At 45.5% G+C, this 16,169-nt stretch carries 18 protein-coding genes and 1 pseudogene; 12 read left to right on the plus strand and 7 right to left on the minus strand.

Features of this window, described 5'->3' with window-relative positions:
* From K0O23_RS20595 to K0O23_RS17215, 5 genes and pseudogenes are all read left to right on the plus strand, one after another.
* A pseudogene (locus tag K0O23_RS20595) lies at positions 1-103 on the plus strand (IS982 family transposase); the annotation flags it as partial.
* Between the two features lie 196 nt (positions 104-299).
* The gene (locus K0O23_RS17200) at positions 300-1,019 is read left to right on the plus strand and encodes an ABC transporter ATP-binding protein (protein ID WP_219878690.1); all 720 of its coding nucleotides are present in this window, start codon (positions 300-302) and stop codon (positions 1,017-1,019) included.
* Between the two features lie 141 nt (positions 1,020-1,160).
* Positions 1,161-2,405 (plus strand): ABC transporter permease, encoded by a 1,245-nt coding sequence (locus K0O23_RS17205; RefSeq protein ID WP_219878691.1) that lies wholly within the window; start codon positions 1,161-1,163, stop codon positions 2,403-2,405.
* Between the two features lie 135 nt (positions 2,406-2,540).
* Complete coding sequence (locus tag K0O23_RS17210; RefSeq protein ID WP_219878692.1) at positions 2,541-3,788, plus strand: ABC transporter permease; 1,248 nt, start codon at positions 2,541-2,543, stop codon at positions 3,786-3,788.
* Positions 3,789-3,850: 62 nt separating this feature from the next.
* The gene (locus K0O23_RS17215; RefSeq protein ID WP_219878693.1) at positions 3,851-4,945 is read left to right on the plus strand and encodes an efflux RND transporter periplasmic adaptor subunit; all 1,095 of its coding nucleotides are present in this window, start codon (positions 3,851-3,853) and stop codon (positions 4,943-4,945) included.
* A gap of 157 nt (positions 4,946-5,102) precedes the next feature.
* On the opposite strand, the gene K0O23_RS17220 is transcribed toward K0O23_RS17215, so the two are convergent.
* Positions 5,103-5,693, minus strand: coding sequence for a membrane-associated protein (locus K0O23_RS17220; RefSeq protein WP_219878694.1), 591 nt, complete (start codon positions 5,691-5,693; stop codon positions 5,103-5,105).
* 233 nt (positions 5,694-5,926) lie between these two features.
* Between K0O23_RS17220 and K0O23_RS17225 the strand changes: the two genes are divergently transcribed.
* Together K0O23_RS17225 and K0O23_RS17230 are read left to right on the plus strand one after the other, a co-directional pair.
* Positions 5,927-6,424, plus strand: a complete 498-nt coding sequence (locus tag K0O23_RS17225) for a CHRD domain-containing protein (RefSeq protein ID WP_219878695.1) — start codon at positions 5,927-5,929, stop codon at positions 6,422-6,424.
* 117 nt (positions 6,425-6,541) lie between these two features.
* On the plus strand, positions 6,542-7,024 hold the full coding sequence (locus tag K0O23_RS17230) for a GNAT family N-acetyltransferase (protein ID WP_219878696.1): 483 nt from the start codon (positions 6,542-6,544) through the stop codon (positions 7,022-7,024).
* Positions 7,025-7,037: 13 nt separating this feature from the next.
* Here K0O23_RS17230 and K0O23_RS17235 read toward each other — a convergent pair whose 3' ends face one another.
* Positions 7,038-7,598 (minus strand): DUF4864 domain-containing protein, encoded by a 561-nt coding sequence (locus K0O23_RS17235; RefSeq protein WP_219878697.1) that lies wholly within the window; start codon positions 7,596-7,598, stop codon positions 7,038-7,040.
* Positions 7,599-7,741: 143 nt separating this feature from the next.
* On the opposite strand from K0O23_RS17235, the gene K0O23_RS17240 reads away from it, so the two are divergent.
* The 5 genes from K0O23_RS17240 to K0O23_RS17260 all read left to right on the plus strand — a co-directional run bounded on the left by K0O23_RS17240 (position 7,742) and on the right by K0O23_RS17260 (position 12,373).
* Positions 7,742-8,533 (plus strand): phosphatase PAP2 family protein, encoded by a 792-nt coding sequence (locus tag K0O23_RS17240; RefSeq protein ID WP_219878698.1) that lies wholly within the window; start codon positions 7,742-7,744, stop codon positions 8,531-8,533.
* 39 nt (positions 8,534-8,572) lie between these two features.
* Positions 8,573-9,841, plus strand: a complete 1,269-nt coding sequence (locus K0O23_RS17245; RefSeq protein ID WP_219878699.1) for a zinc dependent phospholipase C family protein — start codon at positions 8,573-8,575, stop codon at positions 9,839-9,841.
* Positions 9,842-10,087: 246 nt separating this feature from the next.
* Complete coding sequence (locus K0O23_RS17250) at positions 10,088-10,603, plus strand: hypothetical protein (protein ID WP_219878700.1); 516 nt, start codon at positions 10,088-10,090, stop codon at positions 10,601-10,603.
* 154 nt (positions 10,604-10,757) lie between these two features.
* Complete coding sequence (locus tag K0O23_RS17255) at positions 10,758-11,861, plus strand: DUF3616 domain-containing protein (RefSeq protein WP_219878701.1); 1,104 nt, start codon at positions 10,758-10,760, stop codon at positions 11,859-11,861.
* Positions 11,862-11,920: 59 nt separating this feature from the next.
* Entirely contained in the window at positions 11,921-12,373 is a 453-nt protein-coding gene (locus K0O23_RS17260) for a hypothetical protein (protein ID WP_219878702.1), read from the plus strand.
* Positions 12,374-12,436: 63 nt separating this feature from the next.
* Here K0O23_RS17260 and K0O23_RS17265 read toward each other — a convergent pair whose 3' ends face one another.
* From K0O23_RS17265 to K0O23_RS17285, 5 genes are all read right to left on the minus strand, one after another.
* Positions 12,437-12,658 carry a hypothetical protein gene (locus tag K0O23_RS17265; protein WP_219878703.1) on the minus strand — a complete coding sequence of 74 codons (222 nt, stop codon included), beginning with the start codon at positions 12,656-12,658 and terminating at the stop codon, positions 12,437-12,439.
* 66 nt (positions 12,659-12,724) lie between these two features.
* Positions 12,725-14,086, minus strand: a complete 1,362-nt coding sequence (locus K0O23_RS17270) for a 1-acyl-sn-glycerol-3-phosphate acyltransferase (RefSeq protein ID WP_219878704.1) — start codon at positions 14,084-14,086, stop codon at positions 12,725-12,727.
* Positions 14,087-14,091: 5 nt separating this feature from the next.
* On the minus strand, positions 14,092-15,012 hold the full coding sequence (locus tag K0O23_RS17275; protein ID WP_246597188.1) for a M28 family peptidase: 921 nt from the start codon (positions 15,010-15,012) through the stop codon (positions 14,092-14,094).
* A 205-nt stretch (positions 15,013-15,217) separates the two neighbouring features.
* Positions 15,218-15,619 carry a hypothetical protein gene (locus K0O23_RS17280; protein WP_219878706.1) on the minus strand — a complete coding sequence of 134 codons (402 nt, stop codon included), beginning with the start codon at positions 15,617-15,619 and terminating at the stop codon, positions 15,218-15,220.
* Between the two features lie 232 nt (positions 15,620-15,851).
* Positions 15,852-16,088 carry a hypothetical protein gene (locus K0O23_RS17285; protein ID WP_219878707.1) on the minus strand — a complete coding sequence of 79 codons (237 nt, stop codon included), beginning with the start codon at positions 16,086-16,088 and terminating at the stop codon, positions 15,852-15,854.
* Between the last annotated feature and the right edge of the window lie 81 nt (positions 16,089-16,169).

Consider the following 16,169-nt stretch of genomic DNA (forward strand, 5'->3'; position numbering starts at 1 on the left):
CGGCTTCTTCCCCAGGAAGATCCATGCCGTCACAGCCGAAGGATTCATCCTAAAGCTAATCCTCTTTATCTTCGCCTACACGCTAGCTCAAGTAATTGAGTAGCTCGCAACTTGAGTTATTTAATATGTAAGAGCTTTAAAACTTTTATCTGTTCAGCAATTTCATAGACATAAGGGAGTATTTTACAGAGAGATTCTGGGTATAAGTATAATGTATGTTAGAATATACTTGTTTTATAGTGCCTTGCATAGCAAACTACCGTAAATAATTGTACAGCCATATAACTAGCTTACAGCCTATGATACACTTAAGCAACATACATAAGTACTATGCAGTAGGGCAAAATAAGCTGCATGTGCTTAAAGGTATAGATATGCATGTGCGTGAGGGAGAATTTGTCTCAATCATGGGTTCGTCGGGTTCCGGTAAGTCCACACTGCTCAATATACTGGGTATACTGGATGATTATGATAAGGGCGAGTACATGCTGGCCGGCACATCCATCAAAAACTTGTCTGCTACCAAGGCTGCTTACTACCGCAATAAATTTCTGGGTTTTGTGTTTCAGTCGTTTAACCTGCTATCGTTTAAAAATGCCATGGAAAACGTGGCCTTGCCGCTCTATTATCAAAAAGTAGGACGCAAAGACCGCAACAAAATGGCGCTGGAATACCTGGATATGGTAGGGCTGAAGGATTGGGCAGAGCATTCGCCAAACGAACTGTCTGGCGGCCAGAAACAGCGCGTGGCTATTGCCCGGGCACTTATCTCGCAACCTAAGCTTATACTTGCCGATGAGCCAACCGGCGCACTCGATACCCAGACCTCTTATGAAGTGATGGATATCTTTAAAGAAGTGAACCGCAAAGGCATGACCGTAGTGATCGTGACCCACGAAAACGACATTGCTGCCCAGACACACCGTGTTATCAGGTTAAAAGACGGCTTAATAGTGAACGATGATCATGGCATGTTGGAAACTGCTGTTGCAGAGAGAGAAGCCTTTAATAAGTTTTGAATGAGTGAATGTGTGAATTTACACTTCGTCCATTCGCTTTATTACATAGCAAGAGTTCATGAGGCGTAAATTTCATTAAAAACAAGTTTTAAAAATTACTTATTCACTCAATCATTCATTCGCTCATTCACAATTAAATTAATGTTCGACTTAGACAAATGGCAGGAAATACTAGGGACCATGCAGAAAAACAAGCTGCGTACCTTCCTGACGGCCTTCGGGGTGTTCTGGGGCATATTTATGCTGGTGCTATTGCTGGGAGCAGGTAAAGGTCTGGAGAACGGTGTAGTTAATCGTTTTGGGCATGGAGCCAAGAACAGCATCTATATCTGGAGCGGTAAAACTGCGCTGGCACATCAGGGCATGAGCCCGGGTCGTGAGATAAAGTTAACCAACCAGGACCTGCAGACAATTGACCGGGAAGTGGAAAGCTTGAACATGATGGCCCCGCGCAACCGTGTAATGGGGGAGTATACCATTAACTATAAAAAGCAGAACGGGTCTTTCCAGGTGTTTGGGGCTGAACCGGATTTTATGATAATGAATGGCGAAATTGCTGCCCGAGGTCGCCTTTTAAACCAAAATGATGAGGCAGAAAAGCGGAAAGTAGTGGTGCTGGGGGAGCAGGCGGCAGAAGTGCTTTTTGGTGAGCAAAACCCAATCGGAGAGTATGTAACTATACGGGGCATCCATTTTAAAGTGGTAGGCACATTTAGCGTGGGAGGCAACAACGGCGCTCGCCGCGAAGAACGCGCCTATATTCCTTTTTCTACCATCCAGAGTACGTTTAACCAGCCAAACCAGGTGCAGATGATGATCCTGACTGCTGAGAACGGTGTGCCCGCTGAAGAAATGGAAATTCGCCTGAAAACTATACTTGCACAGCGCCACAAGTTTTCTGAAGACGACGATATGGCCCTTGGTATTGAGAACACGGAAGCGGAGTTCAAGAAAGTGACGGGCTTGTTTAACGGCATCCGCATGTTTGTGTGGGTTGTGGGCATCGGCACTTTAATAGCCGGCATAGTAGGCGTGAGTAATATTATGTTGATCATTGTAAAGGAGCGTACCCGCGAAATTGGCGTTCGGAAAGCGCTGGGAGCAACGCCATTCTCTATTGTGAGCCTTATACTTCAGGAGTCAATCGTGATCACGGGGCTATCGGGTTATATGGGGTTATTGGCTGGCACAGGGTTACTGGCTTTAATGGAGTATGCCATGGAATCGTCGGGGGCCGATATGCCGTTCTTTGCCAACCCTGAAGTAGACCCTGATGTGGCAATATCGGCTACGGTAGTATTGGTATTGAGTGGAGCCATTGCAGGTTTAATGCCAGCGCTAAAAGCTGCCAGAATTAAACCGATAGAGGCGTTAAGGGCTGACTAGGTTCAATGAGTGAATAAATAGAGGGGGGTAAGAAATTGTGGCAAGTATCAATAAGTCAACAAGTTAATAATTAAACCATTCAACAATTAAATACTCACTCATTCACACAATCAGTCATTCAAAATTAACAAAGGCATGATAGACATTGATAAATGGACCGAGATCTACAACACTGTAAAGAAGCATAAGCTTCGTACGGCGTTGACTGCCTTTGGCGTGTTCTGGGGCATTTTTATGTTGGTGGTGCTGTTGGGGGCTGGCAAAGGCCTGGAGAATGGTGTGGTAAGTGAGTTTAATGTTGCCAAGAACGCAGTGTTTATCTGGACCCAACGCACCAGCATGCCTTATATGGGTTTAAAGGCGGGCCGGTTTATACAGATGACGAACGATGATGTGGCTGCTATACGTTCAAGTATACCTGAGGTAGCTGTTATTGCTCCAAACAACCAGCTGCGCGGAGATTTTGCGGTGCATTACGAAACAAAAAGCGCTGCCTTTACTGTGCGTGGCGAAACCCCGGAGATGCTGCAGGTAAGGCCAACCAAGATAATGAGTGGCAGGTTTATCAACCAAAAAGACATAAGTGAGCGCAGGAAAGTGGCAGTTATAGGCCCCCGCACACTGGAGTTGCTCTTTAAAGACACAGATCCTATAGGCGAATACATCAATATCAAAGGGAGTTATTTTCTGGTGGTGGGCACTTTCGAGCCTGTAGGTAAAGGCGAGGATATTGTAGAAGACTCTAAGATTATCTTTCTGCCTAATACAGCCTTGCAGCAAACTTTTAACCAGCCTAACCAAGTCGGCTCTATGGCGCTTACACCTAAACCAGGTATACCCGCCGCAGTGATAGAAGATAAAGTGAAGACGCTGCTGATGAAGCGCCATAATGTAGCTCCCGATGATCTCAAAGCCTTTGGCTCTGCCAACGTGGAGAAGGAGTTTCAGGATGTGCAGGGGCTGTTTTTAGGTATAGCAGGCTTTAGCTGGCTGGTAAGTATAGGTGCCATTTTCGCGGGCATTATTGGTGTGGGTAATATTATGCTGATCGTGGTAAAAGAACGCACCAAAGAGATAGGTGTCAGGAAGGCGCTTGGGGCAACACCCTTGTCCATTATCAGCCTGATCATACAGGAGTCTATTGTGATAACCGGTTTTGCCGGTTACGTTGGCTTGTTAACTGGTACAGGTTTGATCGCGCTTATAGAATACCTGATGGTTAAGTTTGATGTGCAGGCGGGCTTTTTTGGTATACCGGAAGTAAACCTCGGAATTGCTGTAACGGCCACTATCCTGCTTGTGCTCACTGGCGCTTTGGCAGGTCTTATACCTGCTACAAAAGCAGCGCGAGTAAACCCTGTAGTGGCACTTCGCGACGAATAAAGATTAATGAGAGATCATAATTAACAACGAATAACTAACAACTGTTAACTGATACCCGAAGTATGAAAAAGGTTTTATTAGGCTTGTTTATTGTGGTGTTCCTTGGCCTATCGGCCTGGTTAGGCTATTACTTCTACAAAAAGTCGAACACCGATCCTGTGGTTTATAAAACAGAAGCTCCCTTCGAAACAGAAATTGTAAAGAAAACCGTTGCCACGGGCTCTATTGTGCCGCGCAAGGAGGTGCAGGTAAAGTCGCAGGTGTCGGGTATCGTGGAAGAGCTGTATGTGGAGGCCGGTGAGGTAGTAAAGCAGGGGCAGTTACTTGCCAAAATCAAGATCGTGCCGAACATGGTAAGCGTGAACAACGCCGAAACGCAGCTGCAAACCGCTAAGCTAAACTTTGATGAGGCAAAGCGCGAACTGGCACGTTACGAGCAACTGTATGAGCAAAAAGTTATACCAGAGCAGGAGTACCGCAAGTATAAAGCCGACTATAATCTAAAACAAGAGGCCCTGAAAGCTGCTGAAAGCAACCTGCAACTGGTGCGCGAAGGCACATCGCGTAAGCGTAGCCAATCAACTAACCTGGTATACTCTACCATAGACGGTATGCTGCTGGATGTGCCTGTAAAAGTGGGTACTTCTATTATTGAGCGCAACAACTTTAACGAGGGCACTACCATTGCCACCGTGGCTGATATGCGCAGCCTTATTTTTGAGGGCAAGATAGACGAATCGGAAGTAGGCAAGCTGAAAGAGAACATGGACCTGCTACTTACTATTGGTGCTATTGAGAACCGTGTATTTAATGCCAAGCTGGAGTACATTGCCCCAAAAGGCGTGCTGGAAGAAGGCTCTATCAAATTCCCGATACGTGCACAGGTGTTGCTGGATGAGAGAGATTTTATAAGGGCAGGCTACAGCGCCAACGCCGATATTGTGCTGGACAAGCGCGACAAAGTGCTTGCGATCAAAGAAAGCATGCTGAAGTTCGAAAAAGACCAGCCTTACGTAGAGGTAGAAACAGCACCGCAGGTTTTTGAGAAGCGGGAAGTTAAAACCGGATTGTCGGATGGTATAAACATTGAAATCATTTCAGGTCTGGAGAAAAAAGAGAAGATCAAAGTGCCGGATGCTAATATTGCTACCATTTAGGAGCCCAGACAAAAGAATATTTGACAAAGCACAAACGGCTAAAGTATTATCTGTTTAAGCTTTCTGTTAATACTTCAGGCTATTGGTACTTCCTGTCTGGCGAAGTATAAACTCAAAGTATAAAAGCGGGTTTATTATCCGCTTTTATACTTTATGGCTAATTGAAAAGCCACTTAAGCATAAAATGAGACGGTAGGAAAACCACTAGCGGGAAAAACACCATCATGATCCAGAAATATAAGACGCGCGGGATCTTGTTTTGCGGTTTGCTCCCGGGGCCAAATACCCAGTTAATATTCTCCTTGGGGTCAGTAAAAAGGTATACTATGGGTAGCACAATCCAGATAAGTAGAGTTTGGTAGTAGATTGCTCTTGTATCGTATCCCCAGTTTAGCAGCAGCCAGATAACAATTGCGGGCAGCACCACATGAAACAGTGATAAACCGCGCAGAAAAAAGCTTTTGGTACTATCAAACATATAGTCACTTAACCCAAATAACGGCTTGCGAAGCATAAGGCTGCCTAAGTAATCCACGTTCCAGAATAGTTCCAGGGCCAACACACCCACGGCCACCATGCTTACCATCATACGGCTTTCGGTCCAGAGGGCAATGCCTACAGAGAACAGCGCAATATCAGAAAACCACAGAAAGTTAGCGGGTTTATACTTTACCCAATACACAGGCACCAGCACCATCACAAACAGAGTATAGGCAAGTTTTAGCCACAGCGGTACAGCAGCGTCCATAGTCAGGTGCATTAAATTATCGAGCGTTCAAACCAAACAAGAGTGGCAGCATCAGCTTAACTGGCCATAACATCAGGTGTTTAAAAATGCTGCGTTTACCAATTCAAACTATAGCCTTATACTATATTAAGTGCGACTTACGGAATAACCTGATATAGGATTAACTAATTAGCTGTGGTATAGTAAAAAATAACATGTAATGTATTGATTATCATTGCTTAATATATAATACCATGAAAGATTTTAACATTGATTTGAGAAAGATGCTGGTTTATTGCCTGATGGTTTTAAGCTGCTTCGCCCTTGCCTGCGACGATGACGACGATGATATTGATGTTTTGCCGGATGATGAAGTTGAGTTTGACAACATACAGCTTTTAGGCGCTAACGAGGTTCCAGCCGTTACATCCTCCGGCTCAGGAACACTTAATGCTACCTATGACCGCGATACCAATATCATTACTTACTCAGTTACCTGGACATTGGGTAACGTTAGCGATAATTTAACAGGGATGCATTTCCATGGCCCGGCTTCTACTACAGCAAACGCACCGGTTGTAATAGATATTACCCCGGTTGCCTCTAACCGTACCTATCAGGGTTCTGCTTCCGGGAGCACCCGGCCATTAACAGAAGCAGAAGAAGATGAATTGCTAGATGGCAGATGGTACTTAAACGTACACAGCACCACTTATCCGAATGGCGAACTAAGAGGCCAGCTTGTAGATTAAGGATAGTTTTCTTTTTGTAAGCAAACAGCCTGCATCACATTTACAGCGGTGCAGGCTGTTTGTTTGTAAGAGAGTTTGCCTTAGTGTAATTTTGCAGCTTTCGCACTCTAACGCACCATGGCACAGCATTACAACACTCCGTCGGCAATACAGATCGTAGATTTTAACCTGTTTTACGCAAAAGCTTTTTACGACCTTAACCACGAGTGGATATCCAAATATTTTGTAATGGAGGATGCTGATATCAAATCGCTCTCAGATCCGCAGGGCTATATTATAAATAAGGGTGGGCATATTTTGATTGCGCTGTTTAACGGCGAACCTGTTGGCACATGCGCCTTGCTAAACGAGGGTGATGGGGTTTATGAACTGGCTAAAATGGCAGTTGCCCCTAAAATGCAGGGTATGAAGATCGGTAAAATGCTTGGAGAGGCTGCCCTGTACAGAGCCAAACAAGTAGGGGCACAAAAGGTATACCTTGTTTCTAACAGGCGCTTAGAAACCGCACTAAACCTTTATAAGCGCCTCGGTTTTGTAGAAGTGCCTATGCCCCCCAGCATCTATGAGCGTGCCGATATTAAGATGGAACTCGCTTTGTAAGTATAAAATCTGCCTACGTTAAGCTTGTTTGCCTGCCAGGCTCCATGCGTGCAATGCCTTCTGTCATCCAGCATCCTTTATAACTGCCTCTGCGCTGCTTGGCTAGTATAAAAAGGTACACATCCTCAGTTCCGTCTCTGCCAGTAACTACTACCAACTGGTAAGCTTTGTCTTCAGTTATCACCAGTTGCCCGGTTTTGTAACTTTTAAAGTTTAGCATGGTGCGATAGGCAGGGTCTCTTACGATTAATCTAAAGTGGTTTATAGGGCCAATGTGCATTTTGTTCTTAGGCGACGAGAAGTTGAATACCGTTATAATGCCGCTATCCTGGTGATCGTTTTCCTGGAGCGCGCGCATCTGTATGCGTATAACCTGGCGTGGCGTAAGTGCCTTATCCGGCTTTAGATAAGTCCATTTAGATGTAGAGGTAATCACCTCCGTAGCAGAATTGTAAGATGCATAATGCTGTCTGTCTGGGGAAGGCATAGCAGGAAACTGCCACCAAAACAGGATCAACAAGGCGATTCCTGTTGCGAGCATTATCTTGTCAAATACATGATCTATCCCCTTCATACTAAATATGTACTTTATTTAGAGCGGTTGAGTTGTGTTATGGCTTGTTTTTAAGGGTGTATTGATCTTTAATAACAGGCAATAGCGCAGGCTAGCAAACAAAACAAAAGAGCTGCGTATAGTTTAATCAGCCTCATGCCGCCATGAAAAACCTGTTGTCTCATAAAGTAAGAAAAGCAAAGCGTTGGGTTCTGGACCATTCGTTTATTAGAGTTTTCCAACACAGGTTCCCCAAACTGGCTTCGTTTATAGGAGCTCGTTTTCATACTAAAAGCTTTATCGGTTTGCCATTAACGCTGGTTGCGGTTCTGGCTTTTTTAAACATAGGTTTGCTGTCTGAGCTTACCGAAAGCGTAATGGACGCAGAGTGGATAGTGGTGGCAGACAAGGAATTTACTTCTATGTTGTACAACATTCGCCAGCCGTGGCTAAGTAAGTTCTTCTATGTGATAACCCAATTAGGAGAGCGGGAGGCTGTCTTTATTCTTGGGGCGGTTGTTACGGCGATCTTTGTATACCGGCGGCGTTTTGTTGCGCTTATCGCCTTCTGGCTGGTAATGGGAGGCCTGGGCTTATCGGTAAGGTACGGTAAAACTTTTATCAGCCGGGCAAGGCCTGCCGATGTAGCCTATTACGAAGTGGTGCATTATTCTTTTCCCAGTGGGCATGCCACTACCGCGCTCGCACTTTATGGTTTGCTTGCCTATTTTCTGTACCGGCATTACGATAAAAACCGGTATCAGCGTCTTTGTCTCTGGCTGGCCGTTATACTTATACTTCTGGTTGGGTTTAGCAGGATATACCTGGGGGTGCACTACCTGTCTGATGTGCTGGCGGGGTTTCTGCTGGGCTTGTTGTGGATGCTGGTAGGAGTGAGCCTGGTAGAGGTAATGATGTACCGCAGAAACAAGCCTCCGCTCAACAACAAATCCTAAATCCATACTTTTTGCAGTGGTATGCGTACTTTCTGTGTTATGCTATCTAAACTACAGCGCAGTTTCTACTGCCTCGCCCTTATACTTTTAGGTTGTATGCTTATGCCTGCGCCTGCATCTGCCTATAGTGTACTTACACACCAGGCCATTATAGATGCCGCCTGGGAGAAAAGCCTTCAGCCATTGTTGCTTAAGCGTTATCCCCATGCCACCGAAGAAGACCTGCGAAAAGCCCGGGCACATGCCTACGGAGGCTCTATTGTGCAGGATATGGGATACTTCCCGTTTGGCAATGCTTTTTTTACAGACCTGGTGCATTATGTGCGTACCGGGGATTTTGTAGAAAACCTGATCTCCTCTTCTAAAACCTTAGATGAGTTTGGCTTTGCCCTGGGGGCACTGGCGCACTATAACGCCGATATCTACGGCCACCCCATTGGCACAAACCGAGCAGTGCCATTGGTATACCCAAAAGTAAAAGCCGAGTTTGGCGACAACGTTACCTATGCCGATGATCCTGTGTCGCATGTTAAAACAGAGTTTGGGTTTGATGTGCTTCAGGTGGCAAGAGGCAACTATGCGCCGGAGAACTATAAAGCATTTATCGGTTTTGAGGTGGCTCCTGAGGTGCTGGAAAGAGCTTTTCTGGAGACCTACGGTTTAGAGTTGAAGGATGTATTTGTTAGTCTGCCCATGGCAATCGGCTCTTACCGCTATACTATAAGAGGCTTGATACCCGAGCTTACCAAAGCAGCCTGGCATGCTAAAAAAAACGAGATCAGGGAGGAACATCCGGGAGCTACCCGCAATGAGTTTGTATACCGAATGCGCATGGCGCGTTACCACGAAGAGTGGGGCAACAACTACGAGAGGCCTAACATTTTTCATCGCTTTACCGCTTGGATCATCAGAGTACTGCCAAAGATAGGACCGTTAAGGCCGTTGGCTTTAGTGCCACCTACCCCTGAAGCCGAGAAATATTTCATGGAAAGCTTTAACAAAACAGTGGATGCATACAGTGGCACTCTGCAGCAATTAAAAACAAGCGATAAACCCAATTTTAAGAATCTGCAACTAGACACCGGCCAACCCATTGCGGCAGGAAAGTATAAGCTAGCCGATGAAACCTATACCAAACTTCTGGATAAACTGGAAAAAAAAGATTTTGAACACATGACTGCCAGTCTGAGGGATGACCTTCTCAGGTTTTACAGTGATGCTAAAGCTCCAGCCCAGGGGAAAGATGATTTGGATGATTGGCAGAAAACAATGGAAGCCCTTTCTAAGCTAAAAGGGCTACAGCAGTAAAACGGTTTAGTAAAATTGCACTAAATATATGGCATGCTCTTTTTGAAACGGCTTTACTGAACGGTTATTCTATATATAAATATAACAGGCTTTAGCTACCTTGATTTGTAGAAAGATTAATAAAACGCAACCCTTTACACATATTTAGCGATAAAATAAGTCTGATGCTCTTTGTGCGATTAGCCAGATTAGGGGCAGGAAACAGATGGATGGCTATCGGAAATAAACTTTAAATTAAATAAGATTATGGAAAACAATCAGAATAGTTCAAGTAATAGAAATCAGCAATCACAACCACAGAACAGAGCCAACTCAGGTCCTCAAAGTGGTATGCAAGGGTCTTCAGGAAGCAGTAACCAGCCTTCAGGATCTTCGCAGAACAGAAACGCAAGTAACATGACCGGATCAAGCAGTTCTTCACCATCCGGATCTTCGCAGTTTAACCAGCAGTCCAATCAGTCGGGCAAAAGTTCAGGCTCTGGATCTATGCAAGGGCGTAGTAACCAGCAGGGCTCTTCAGGCCAGGCAGGGATGAAGAACGTACAGGACAAGCTGCAGCAGTTCGGAAATACAGCTATGCAGAAAGTGAATAGCCTGAGCACTACTCAGAAGGTGATAGGTGGTTCGTTACTGGCTTTAGGAGCTGGCTGGCTGGCAATGGGTTCTAAGAACAAAGCGAACATCAAAAACAAAGTAAGTTCGCTAGCCTCTAAGCAGTCAAAAAAGAATAAAGGCGGCTCACCGAACATTGGTACAAGATAAAGGCTGATTTAAAAATAAATTGAAAGCGCCGGGCAACAATGTCCGGCGCTTTTTTGCCTTCTGGTAAAGTATAATTTTATACTTGCAACTTGCTTCCAGCCATACATCAATTATACTTTAACGTACATTAATATCTTATTCAGTAAGACAAAGTATGGCTAAAAAGATTATGCTTAACTTCAAGAACAAACTAAGCCTTGTAAACGAAAAGCATGTGCGAGACGGACTTTCGGCAGCTCTTCGCACTGAAAACGACCTCTGGCTTACCTGCGACGAGCGAACCACCATTGAGCGCTTATCGATTCAGAAGGACGGCTCTTTTGCAGATCATACTTCTTTTGAGGTAGCTGATTACCTGGAACTGCCTGCCAGCGATAAAAGCGAAATAGACATTGAGGGTATTGGTATGGCTAATAACTACCTGTGGATAATTGGCTCGCACAGCCTGAAGCGCAGAAAGCCCAAGCGCCACCAAAGTATAAAAAAGCAACTGCAGCGGCTCTCAGAGGTAACCACCGATCCCAACCGTTACATACTGGCTCGTATTCCGATTCTAAAAAATGAAGCTACAGGCCATTATGAGCTGCATAAAGAAACAGACAATCCTAAAAACCATGGCCATACGCTAAGGGCAGCCCAATTGCGCGGCGATACCACCAGCAGCCTTTTAACAGAAGTGCTGCAGAACGATGAGCATCTGGGGCCTTTTATGAACATCCCCGGCAAAGATAATGGGTTTGATATAGAAGGCCTGGCAACGCATGGCAGCCGCATTTACCTAGGCCTTCGCGGGCCGGTGCTCAGAGGCTGGGCCGTTATTTTGGAGGTAGAGGTAGAAGAAGACGAAAAAGGTATACTTCATCTTAAGAAGCTGGCAGGAGAGCATTACTATAAAAAACATTTTCTAAACCTGCGCGGCAAAGGCATTCGGGAACTGCGTGTTTTCGGAGATGATCTGTACATACTTGCCGGCCCCACCATGGACCTGGACGGTGTAATTGCCATTTACCGCTGGCCCGGTGCCCTGAAAGGAAAAACGGAGCACATGGTGCACCACAATGAACTGGAACGCCTGCACGAAGTACCACATGGCACAGGAGCCAATTCCGGTAAAGACAAAGCCGAAGGTCTGGCCGTTTTCGATGAGAAACATGTGCTTGTTGTGTTCGATAGCCCCACCGATGAGCGTAAGATTGGTCAGGATGGCGTGGAGGCCCTGGTAATGAAAGTAATTGATTATCCTGTTATACAAGTATAACCTTTGCAGTTGGGTTCAGTTAAAAGTATAAACAGAACCAAAACTCTAAAGTATAAACTATGAACAATGCATTAAAAGCCATGGCAAGTGGCCTGGCAGGAGCCGTGGTGCTTACCGTTGTGCACGAAACACTGCGTAGGTTTGTGCCCAATGCGCCCCGCATGGATGTACTGGGTATGCGCTCCATCGAAAAGCTGATGACCAAGGCAGACCAGGAGCCACCCCACGATAAAGAAGAGCTGCATAACTGGGCACTTGCCGGCGATGTGGTTTCTAACTCGCTGTACTATAGCCTGGCAGGCACAGGTAAAAATGCCTGGTGGCGTGGTGTGGCACTGGGAGCAGCTGCAGGCGCTGGCGCCGTGCTTTTGCCGGGGCCGCTGGGGCTTGGCGAGGAACCAAGTAACAAAACAACTAAAACCCAGGTAATGACCGTAAGCTATTACCTGTTGGGTGGCCTAGTGGCAGCGGCCTTAGGATACGCTCTTGGCAGCGACGATAGCGATGACTGATTAAATTACTAAACCAAGGAAGCGGCAGATAGGTAATTAACCTGATGCTTCCTTGGTTATACTTTACATTCTTCCTGTAGTAGTGTCGCCTTGTGTATTGGCAGTATCTAACGGGCTGATGTTCTCGTTGGTTGTATCGCCCTCCATTTCGTTGTTCAAGCGGCCATCTGCCTCATTTTCTGTTGTTTGGGTGTCTACGCCGGTGGTGCTTTCAGTGGAACAGCTAAACAGGGTGGTGCTAAAAAGCATGGCCCCGGCAAGTATAAATGCATATGTATTTTTCATCGTTTCAGGTTTTGGTTTGATACTATTACGAAGCTATGCCTTAAATTGATAGGGCTGACTGCATTTTCAAGCTGCGGGTTCTTCACGTTGCTGTAAATACTCCTGCCGTGCTTGTTCTAGTTCTGTTACAATGGCAGTGCGCTGTGCCCGCAAATCGTTTACCACATGCTGGCGCTTAAAGAACAGGCGCAGTAGCAGCCAATGGTCCTGGGTGTGCTGTGCCCTATTCCAGTAACCCAAGGTAAAAAAGCCGCTTAAAGGCAGGCTAAAAGCATAAAATATAAGCCAAGGCAAACCAAGATCGAACCAGTACTCCACAAGCCATACTTCCAGCGCATAAAACAACGGGAAACTGAAGATGCCCGCAGTAAGCATGATAGGTGCGTACCATTCTTCCTCTTTTGTAACGGCACGGGCTACTTTTGAGGGAATAATATAAGGCAAATAATTATGCACCAGCCCATACAGGTAGACCGGAAAACCCAACACCATCAGCAGCAAACCTTTTATGCTTTGGCGAACAATGTCTTCGTGGCCCTTGCCCAATACCGCGTCCTGGAGTTGCAGGCGTTTTAGTTGCAACATGTAGTTGCCAATGCGTTGCTTAAGGCGCTCTACCCGTTTAGGGGCAGTTTGGCTAAAGTAATTTATACTTTTTACAATGGCGCGGCTAAGTATAAAATCATGTTCGTGAGCCGGGGTAATAACAGGTGCAGACGTCATTATTTTCTCTTTGTACAGCACTTCGACGTGCCGGGCCAGTTCGTCCTCCTCGTCTGTAGGGGTGTGTATGATCAGGCTTTCCATTCGGTTTCTTATCTCTTCTGTTAAGGCAAGCACAGTGCCCTGAGCATCTTTCTGGAATGCTTCGGCATAATCTGCAACAGCAATGGACTCTCCAAAATTTACGAATACCTCACTCTGAAAGCGGGTAGGGGCAGAGTAGTTTAAGCCAACAGGCAGAATTCTAAGGCCGAGTGTATGCTGGTTTTCTGCTTCTACACCCAGGGCAATGCGCGCTGCGCCGGTTTTTATTTTACGCAGGCGACGCTGGTTAAAGCTGTTACCCTCCGGAAAAATAAGTATGGTTTTACCTTGCTCCAATGCCCGGTAACTGGCTGCAAAGGCTTCTTCGTTGCTAATGGCCTGCTCGGGGCTGTCTTCGCGGCGGTTTATCGGGATGAGGTGCATCTGGCGCAACATCCAGTTCTGGAACTTGCCTCCGAAAACGGTGCTTTTTGCAATAAAGAACACAGGCTGGTCCAGCAACGATGCCGTCACAATTGGATCCATGAAAGTATTAGGGTGGTTAGATACAACCAGTAAAGGCCCTTTGCCCGGGATAAGGTGGCGGTTGCGCACTTCAAATTTTTTGAAGAACACCCATAGTCCGGCTTTGTAAATAAGCTTGAGTAAAGTATAAAGCATAGAGTTTATATCCGAAGAGAAAGTATAGTCTGATAAACGCCATCAACTACCCTTGCCATTCTGGCAAAATCCAAAGTATAAATAGTGTCGCCGGGCTGGTGATAGTTGGTGTTGCGGTAAAAAGACGTATCGGTTATCATGAGGGCGCTAAAACCGAAGTACCAGTAGTTTAAATGGTCTGAGAAGTCTACGCCTGGTATTGCTGCCGGTGCCTTTAAAGATTTTACCGGCAAGGTGGCGGCTTGGTTAAAGCCGCGCAAAAAGCTGCGTCCGAATTTACCGTTGCCAAAGCGCTGTACTACGGCAATGTAATTGCCTCTGCTACCGTAAACAAGCTTCATGGGCGCAATGGGGTAGCGCTGTGTCCCTTTTTCCTCCTTAAAATACCCGATCATCTCCAGCGAAACCATGCCTAGTACCTGTGCCTTTTGTTCTGCCAGGCTCTTTGCATGCACGTAACTCCCCATGTTTGCTGTGCGGAAGTATGGCGGCTCTTCCAAGGTGTAGGCTACAAAATCAACCCTGAAGGGTAATGTGTGGTTTTGCAGCAACCTGGCAACTTCCAATAGGCCAGCCACACCGCTGGCGTTATCGTCTGCTCCGGGTTGGTTGCCGCACACATCATAGTGTGCACCCACTACCAGCAAAGGTGCATTAGCGGGCCCCGAAGAAAGAATGATGTTTCGGTAATCGGTTCCGTTTACCTTGTATACCTGCTCTGTTACATTACCCTGCAGTTTCGTGAATTCAGCTTTAATGTAATCTGCAGCCTGGTTAAGCTCCTGCAAGTTCTGGTGGTTTCTGGCTTTATTGGTAGTGGTAAGTGACAGTACATGCTTGTGTAGTTGCACCGTATCTGTATTGCTTGCCCAAAGTATGGGTGCAGATAAAAGGTAAGTAAACAGTGATAGCAAGAGTGTTTTCATAGGAGAACTCATCGTAAACAGCCTCCTAATATACTCTTTTAATGTAAATCTTTTTGATAAAGAGCGCGAACTAAATCTAAAGAGAAAAGCCCGATAAGAATGCAAGCAGGAAATTTAGAGAAATAAATAGCTGGCCGGCAAAGAAGAGCCAGTACTTTATACTTGCAGGAAAAGACATGGTGCCTTTGGCACAGAGATGTAAAAATTAAGCCTTTACAGAAACCAACCAATCGTAGGCTGAGGTTAGGTCTTCAAAAGTTTGGACTTCAAAAGGAATAGGGTGCTGCTTGTTGCTAATGAATTGGTTATATCGCTCAGCGGCACCCTCATCGAACGAGTTAATGACGGCAAATCGTTTTAAAGGAAGTTTTACAAACAATTCCAGAAAGTCATTAACCGTCCATTCAGCATCTTCTTTAGACAACGGGGGGAGCAGACGTCTGTCGGCAATGGCATAAGCTACATTGTAAAGTCTGACATAAGAATTAAACTTTAACAGGGCTTCGCGGTACTGCTGGCTGGTGCATTTTCCATACCACTGTGTTACCAAAACATTGGGTTCTTCATACAACTCTACATGCAAATATTCTGAGTCGAAACATACCATTTGGAGCAGGGTTTTAGGGTGGAGTTACTTATAGTAATAGTAAGTATTTTTCGCTAAAAATCAAAGTTTTAACTGAAAAATATTATATAATAACATAAATTTTTATTAACACCTAATACACTGCTTTGAAATTGCAAAGAGGGCAGATATCCAAATCTTATATAAAGTAAAACCCGCCTTGCCAACATCTAATAAAAAATGCTGGCCATGGCGGGTTTGTGTGTTTTAGAGCCTACTTAGTGCGCAGGTTATTGGCATTGCTTCCATCCAGTTCACGGGTGGTTTTCTCATCTTTGGCAGCTACATTGCCCCCTTCTTCCTTGCCCTCGTGCTCATTGTCCATAATGTCAACAGATTTGGTTTCCACTTCATCTTTTTTTACACCTTTCAAAGGCTCCGGATTTTCGTCGGGCAGGCGCTTGCTTTCGTCTGCATTCGTAATAATATCGTCTTCTTTCGGATCTTTCATGGTTTTAGCTTTATGGTTATACTTATAGGTACGCAATGCAGCCTGAATGTTTGTGTATCATCTTAAAGTAAAACTGCGGCA

This window comes from Pontibacter aydingkolensis (assembly GCF_019443125.1).
Taxonomy (GTDB): Bacteria; Bacteroidota; Bacteroidia; order Cytophagales; family Hymenobacteraceae; genus Pontibacter; species Pontibacter aydingkolensis.

Excerpts from the sequence above, each read along its gene's own strand:
- K0O23_RS17280 (WP_219878706.1), bottom strand. The coding sequence starts at position 15,619 with ATGGTATGTTTCGACTCAGAATATTTGCATGTAGAGTTGTATGAAGAA.
- K0O23_RS17260 (WP_219878702.1), top strand. The coding sequence starts at position 11,921 with ATGAACAATGCATTAAAAGCCATGGCAAGTGGCCTGGCAGGAGCCGTG.
- K0O23_RS17215 (WP_219878693.1), top strand. The coding sequence starts at position 3,851 with ATGAAAAAGGTTTTATTAGGCTTGTTTATTGTGGTGTTCCTTGGCCTA.
- K0O23_RS17245 (WP_219878699.1), top strand. The coding sequence starts at position 8,573 with ATGCTATCTAAACTACAGCGCAGTTTCTACTGCCTCGCCCTTATACTT.
- K0O23_RS17220 (WP_219878694.1), bottom strand. The coding sequence starts at position 5,693 with ATGGACGCTGCTGTACCGCTGTGGCTAAAACTTGCCTATACTCTGTTT.
- K0O23_RS17275 (WP_246597188.1), bottom strand. The coding sequence starts at position 15,012 with ATGAAAACACTCTTGCTATCACTGTTTACTTACCTTTTATCTGCACCC.
- K0O23_RS17235 (WP_219878697.1), bottom strand. The coding sequence starts at position 7,598 with ATGAAGGGGATAGATCATGTATTTGACAAGATAATGCTCGCAACAGGA.
- K0O23_RS17210 (WP_219878692.1), top strand. The coding sequence starts at position 2,541 with ATGATAGACATTGATAAATGGACCGAGATCTACAACACTGTAAAGAAG.
- K0O23_RS17240 (WP_219878698.1), top strand. The coding sequence starts at position 7,742 with ATGAAAAACCTGTTGTCTCATAAAGTAAGAAAAGCAAAGCGTTGGGTT.
- K0O23_RS17200 (WP_219878690.1), top strand. The coding sequence starts at position 300 with ATGATACACTTAAGCAACATACATAAGTACTATGCAGTAGGGCAAAAT.
- K0O23_RS17285 (WP_219878707.1), bottom strand. The coding sequence starts at position 16,088 with ATGAAAGATCCGAAAGAAGACGATATTATTACGAATGCAGACGAAAGC.
- K0O23_RS17270 (WP_219878704.1), bottom strand. The coding sequence starts at position 14,086 with ATGCTTTATACTTTACTCAAGCTTATTTACAAAGCCGGACTATGGGTG.
- K0O23_RS17205 (WP_219878691.1), top strand. The coding sequence starts at position 1,161 with ATGTTCGACTTAGACAAATGGCAGGAAATACTAGGGACCATGCAGAAA.
- K0O23_RS17225 (WP_219878695.1), top strand. The coding sequence starts at position 5,927 with ATGAAAGATTTTAACATTGATTTGAGAAAGATGCTGGTTTATTGCCTG.
- K0O23_RS17230 (WP_219878696.1), top strand. The coding sequence starts at position 6,542 with ATGGCACAGCATTACAACACTCCGTCGGCAATACAGATCGTAGATTTT.
- K0O23_RS17250 (WP_219878700.1), top strand. The coding sequence starts at position 10,088 with ATGGAAAACAATCAGAATAGTTCAAGTAATAGAAATCAGCAATCACAA.
- K0O23_RS17255 (WP_219878701.1), top strand. The coding sequence starts at position 10,758 with ATGGCTAAAAAGATTATGCTTAACTTCAAGAACAAACTAAGCCTTGTA.
- K0O23_RS17265 (WP_219878703.1), bottom strand. The coding sequence starts at position 12,658 with ATGAAAAATACATATGCATTTATACTTGCCGGGGCCATGCTTTTTAGC.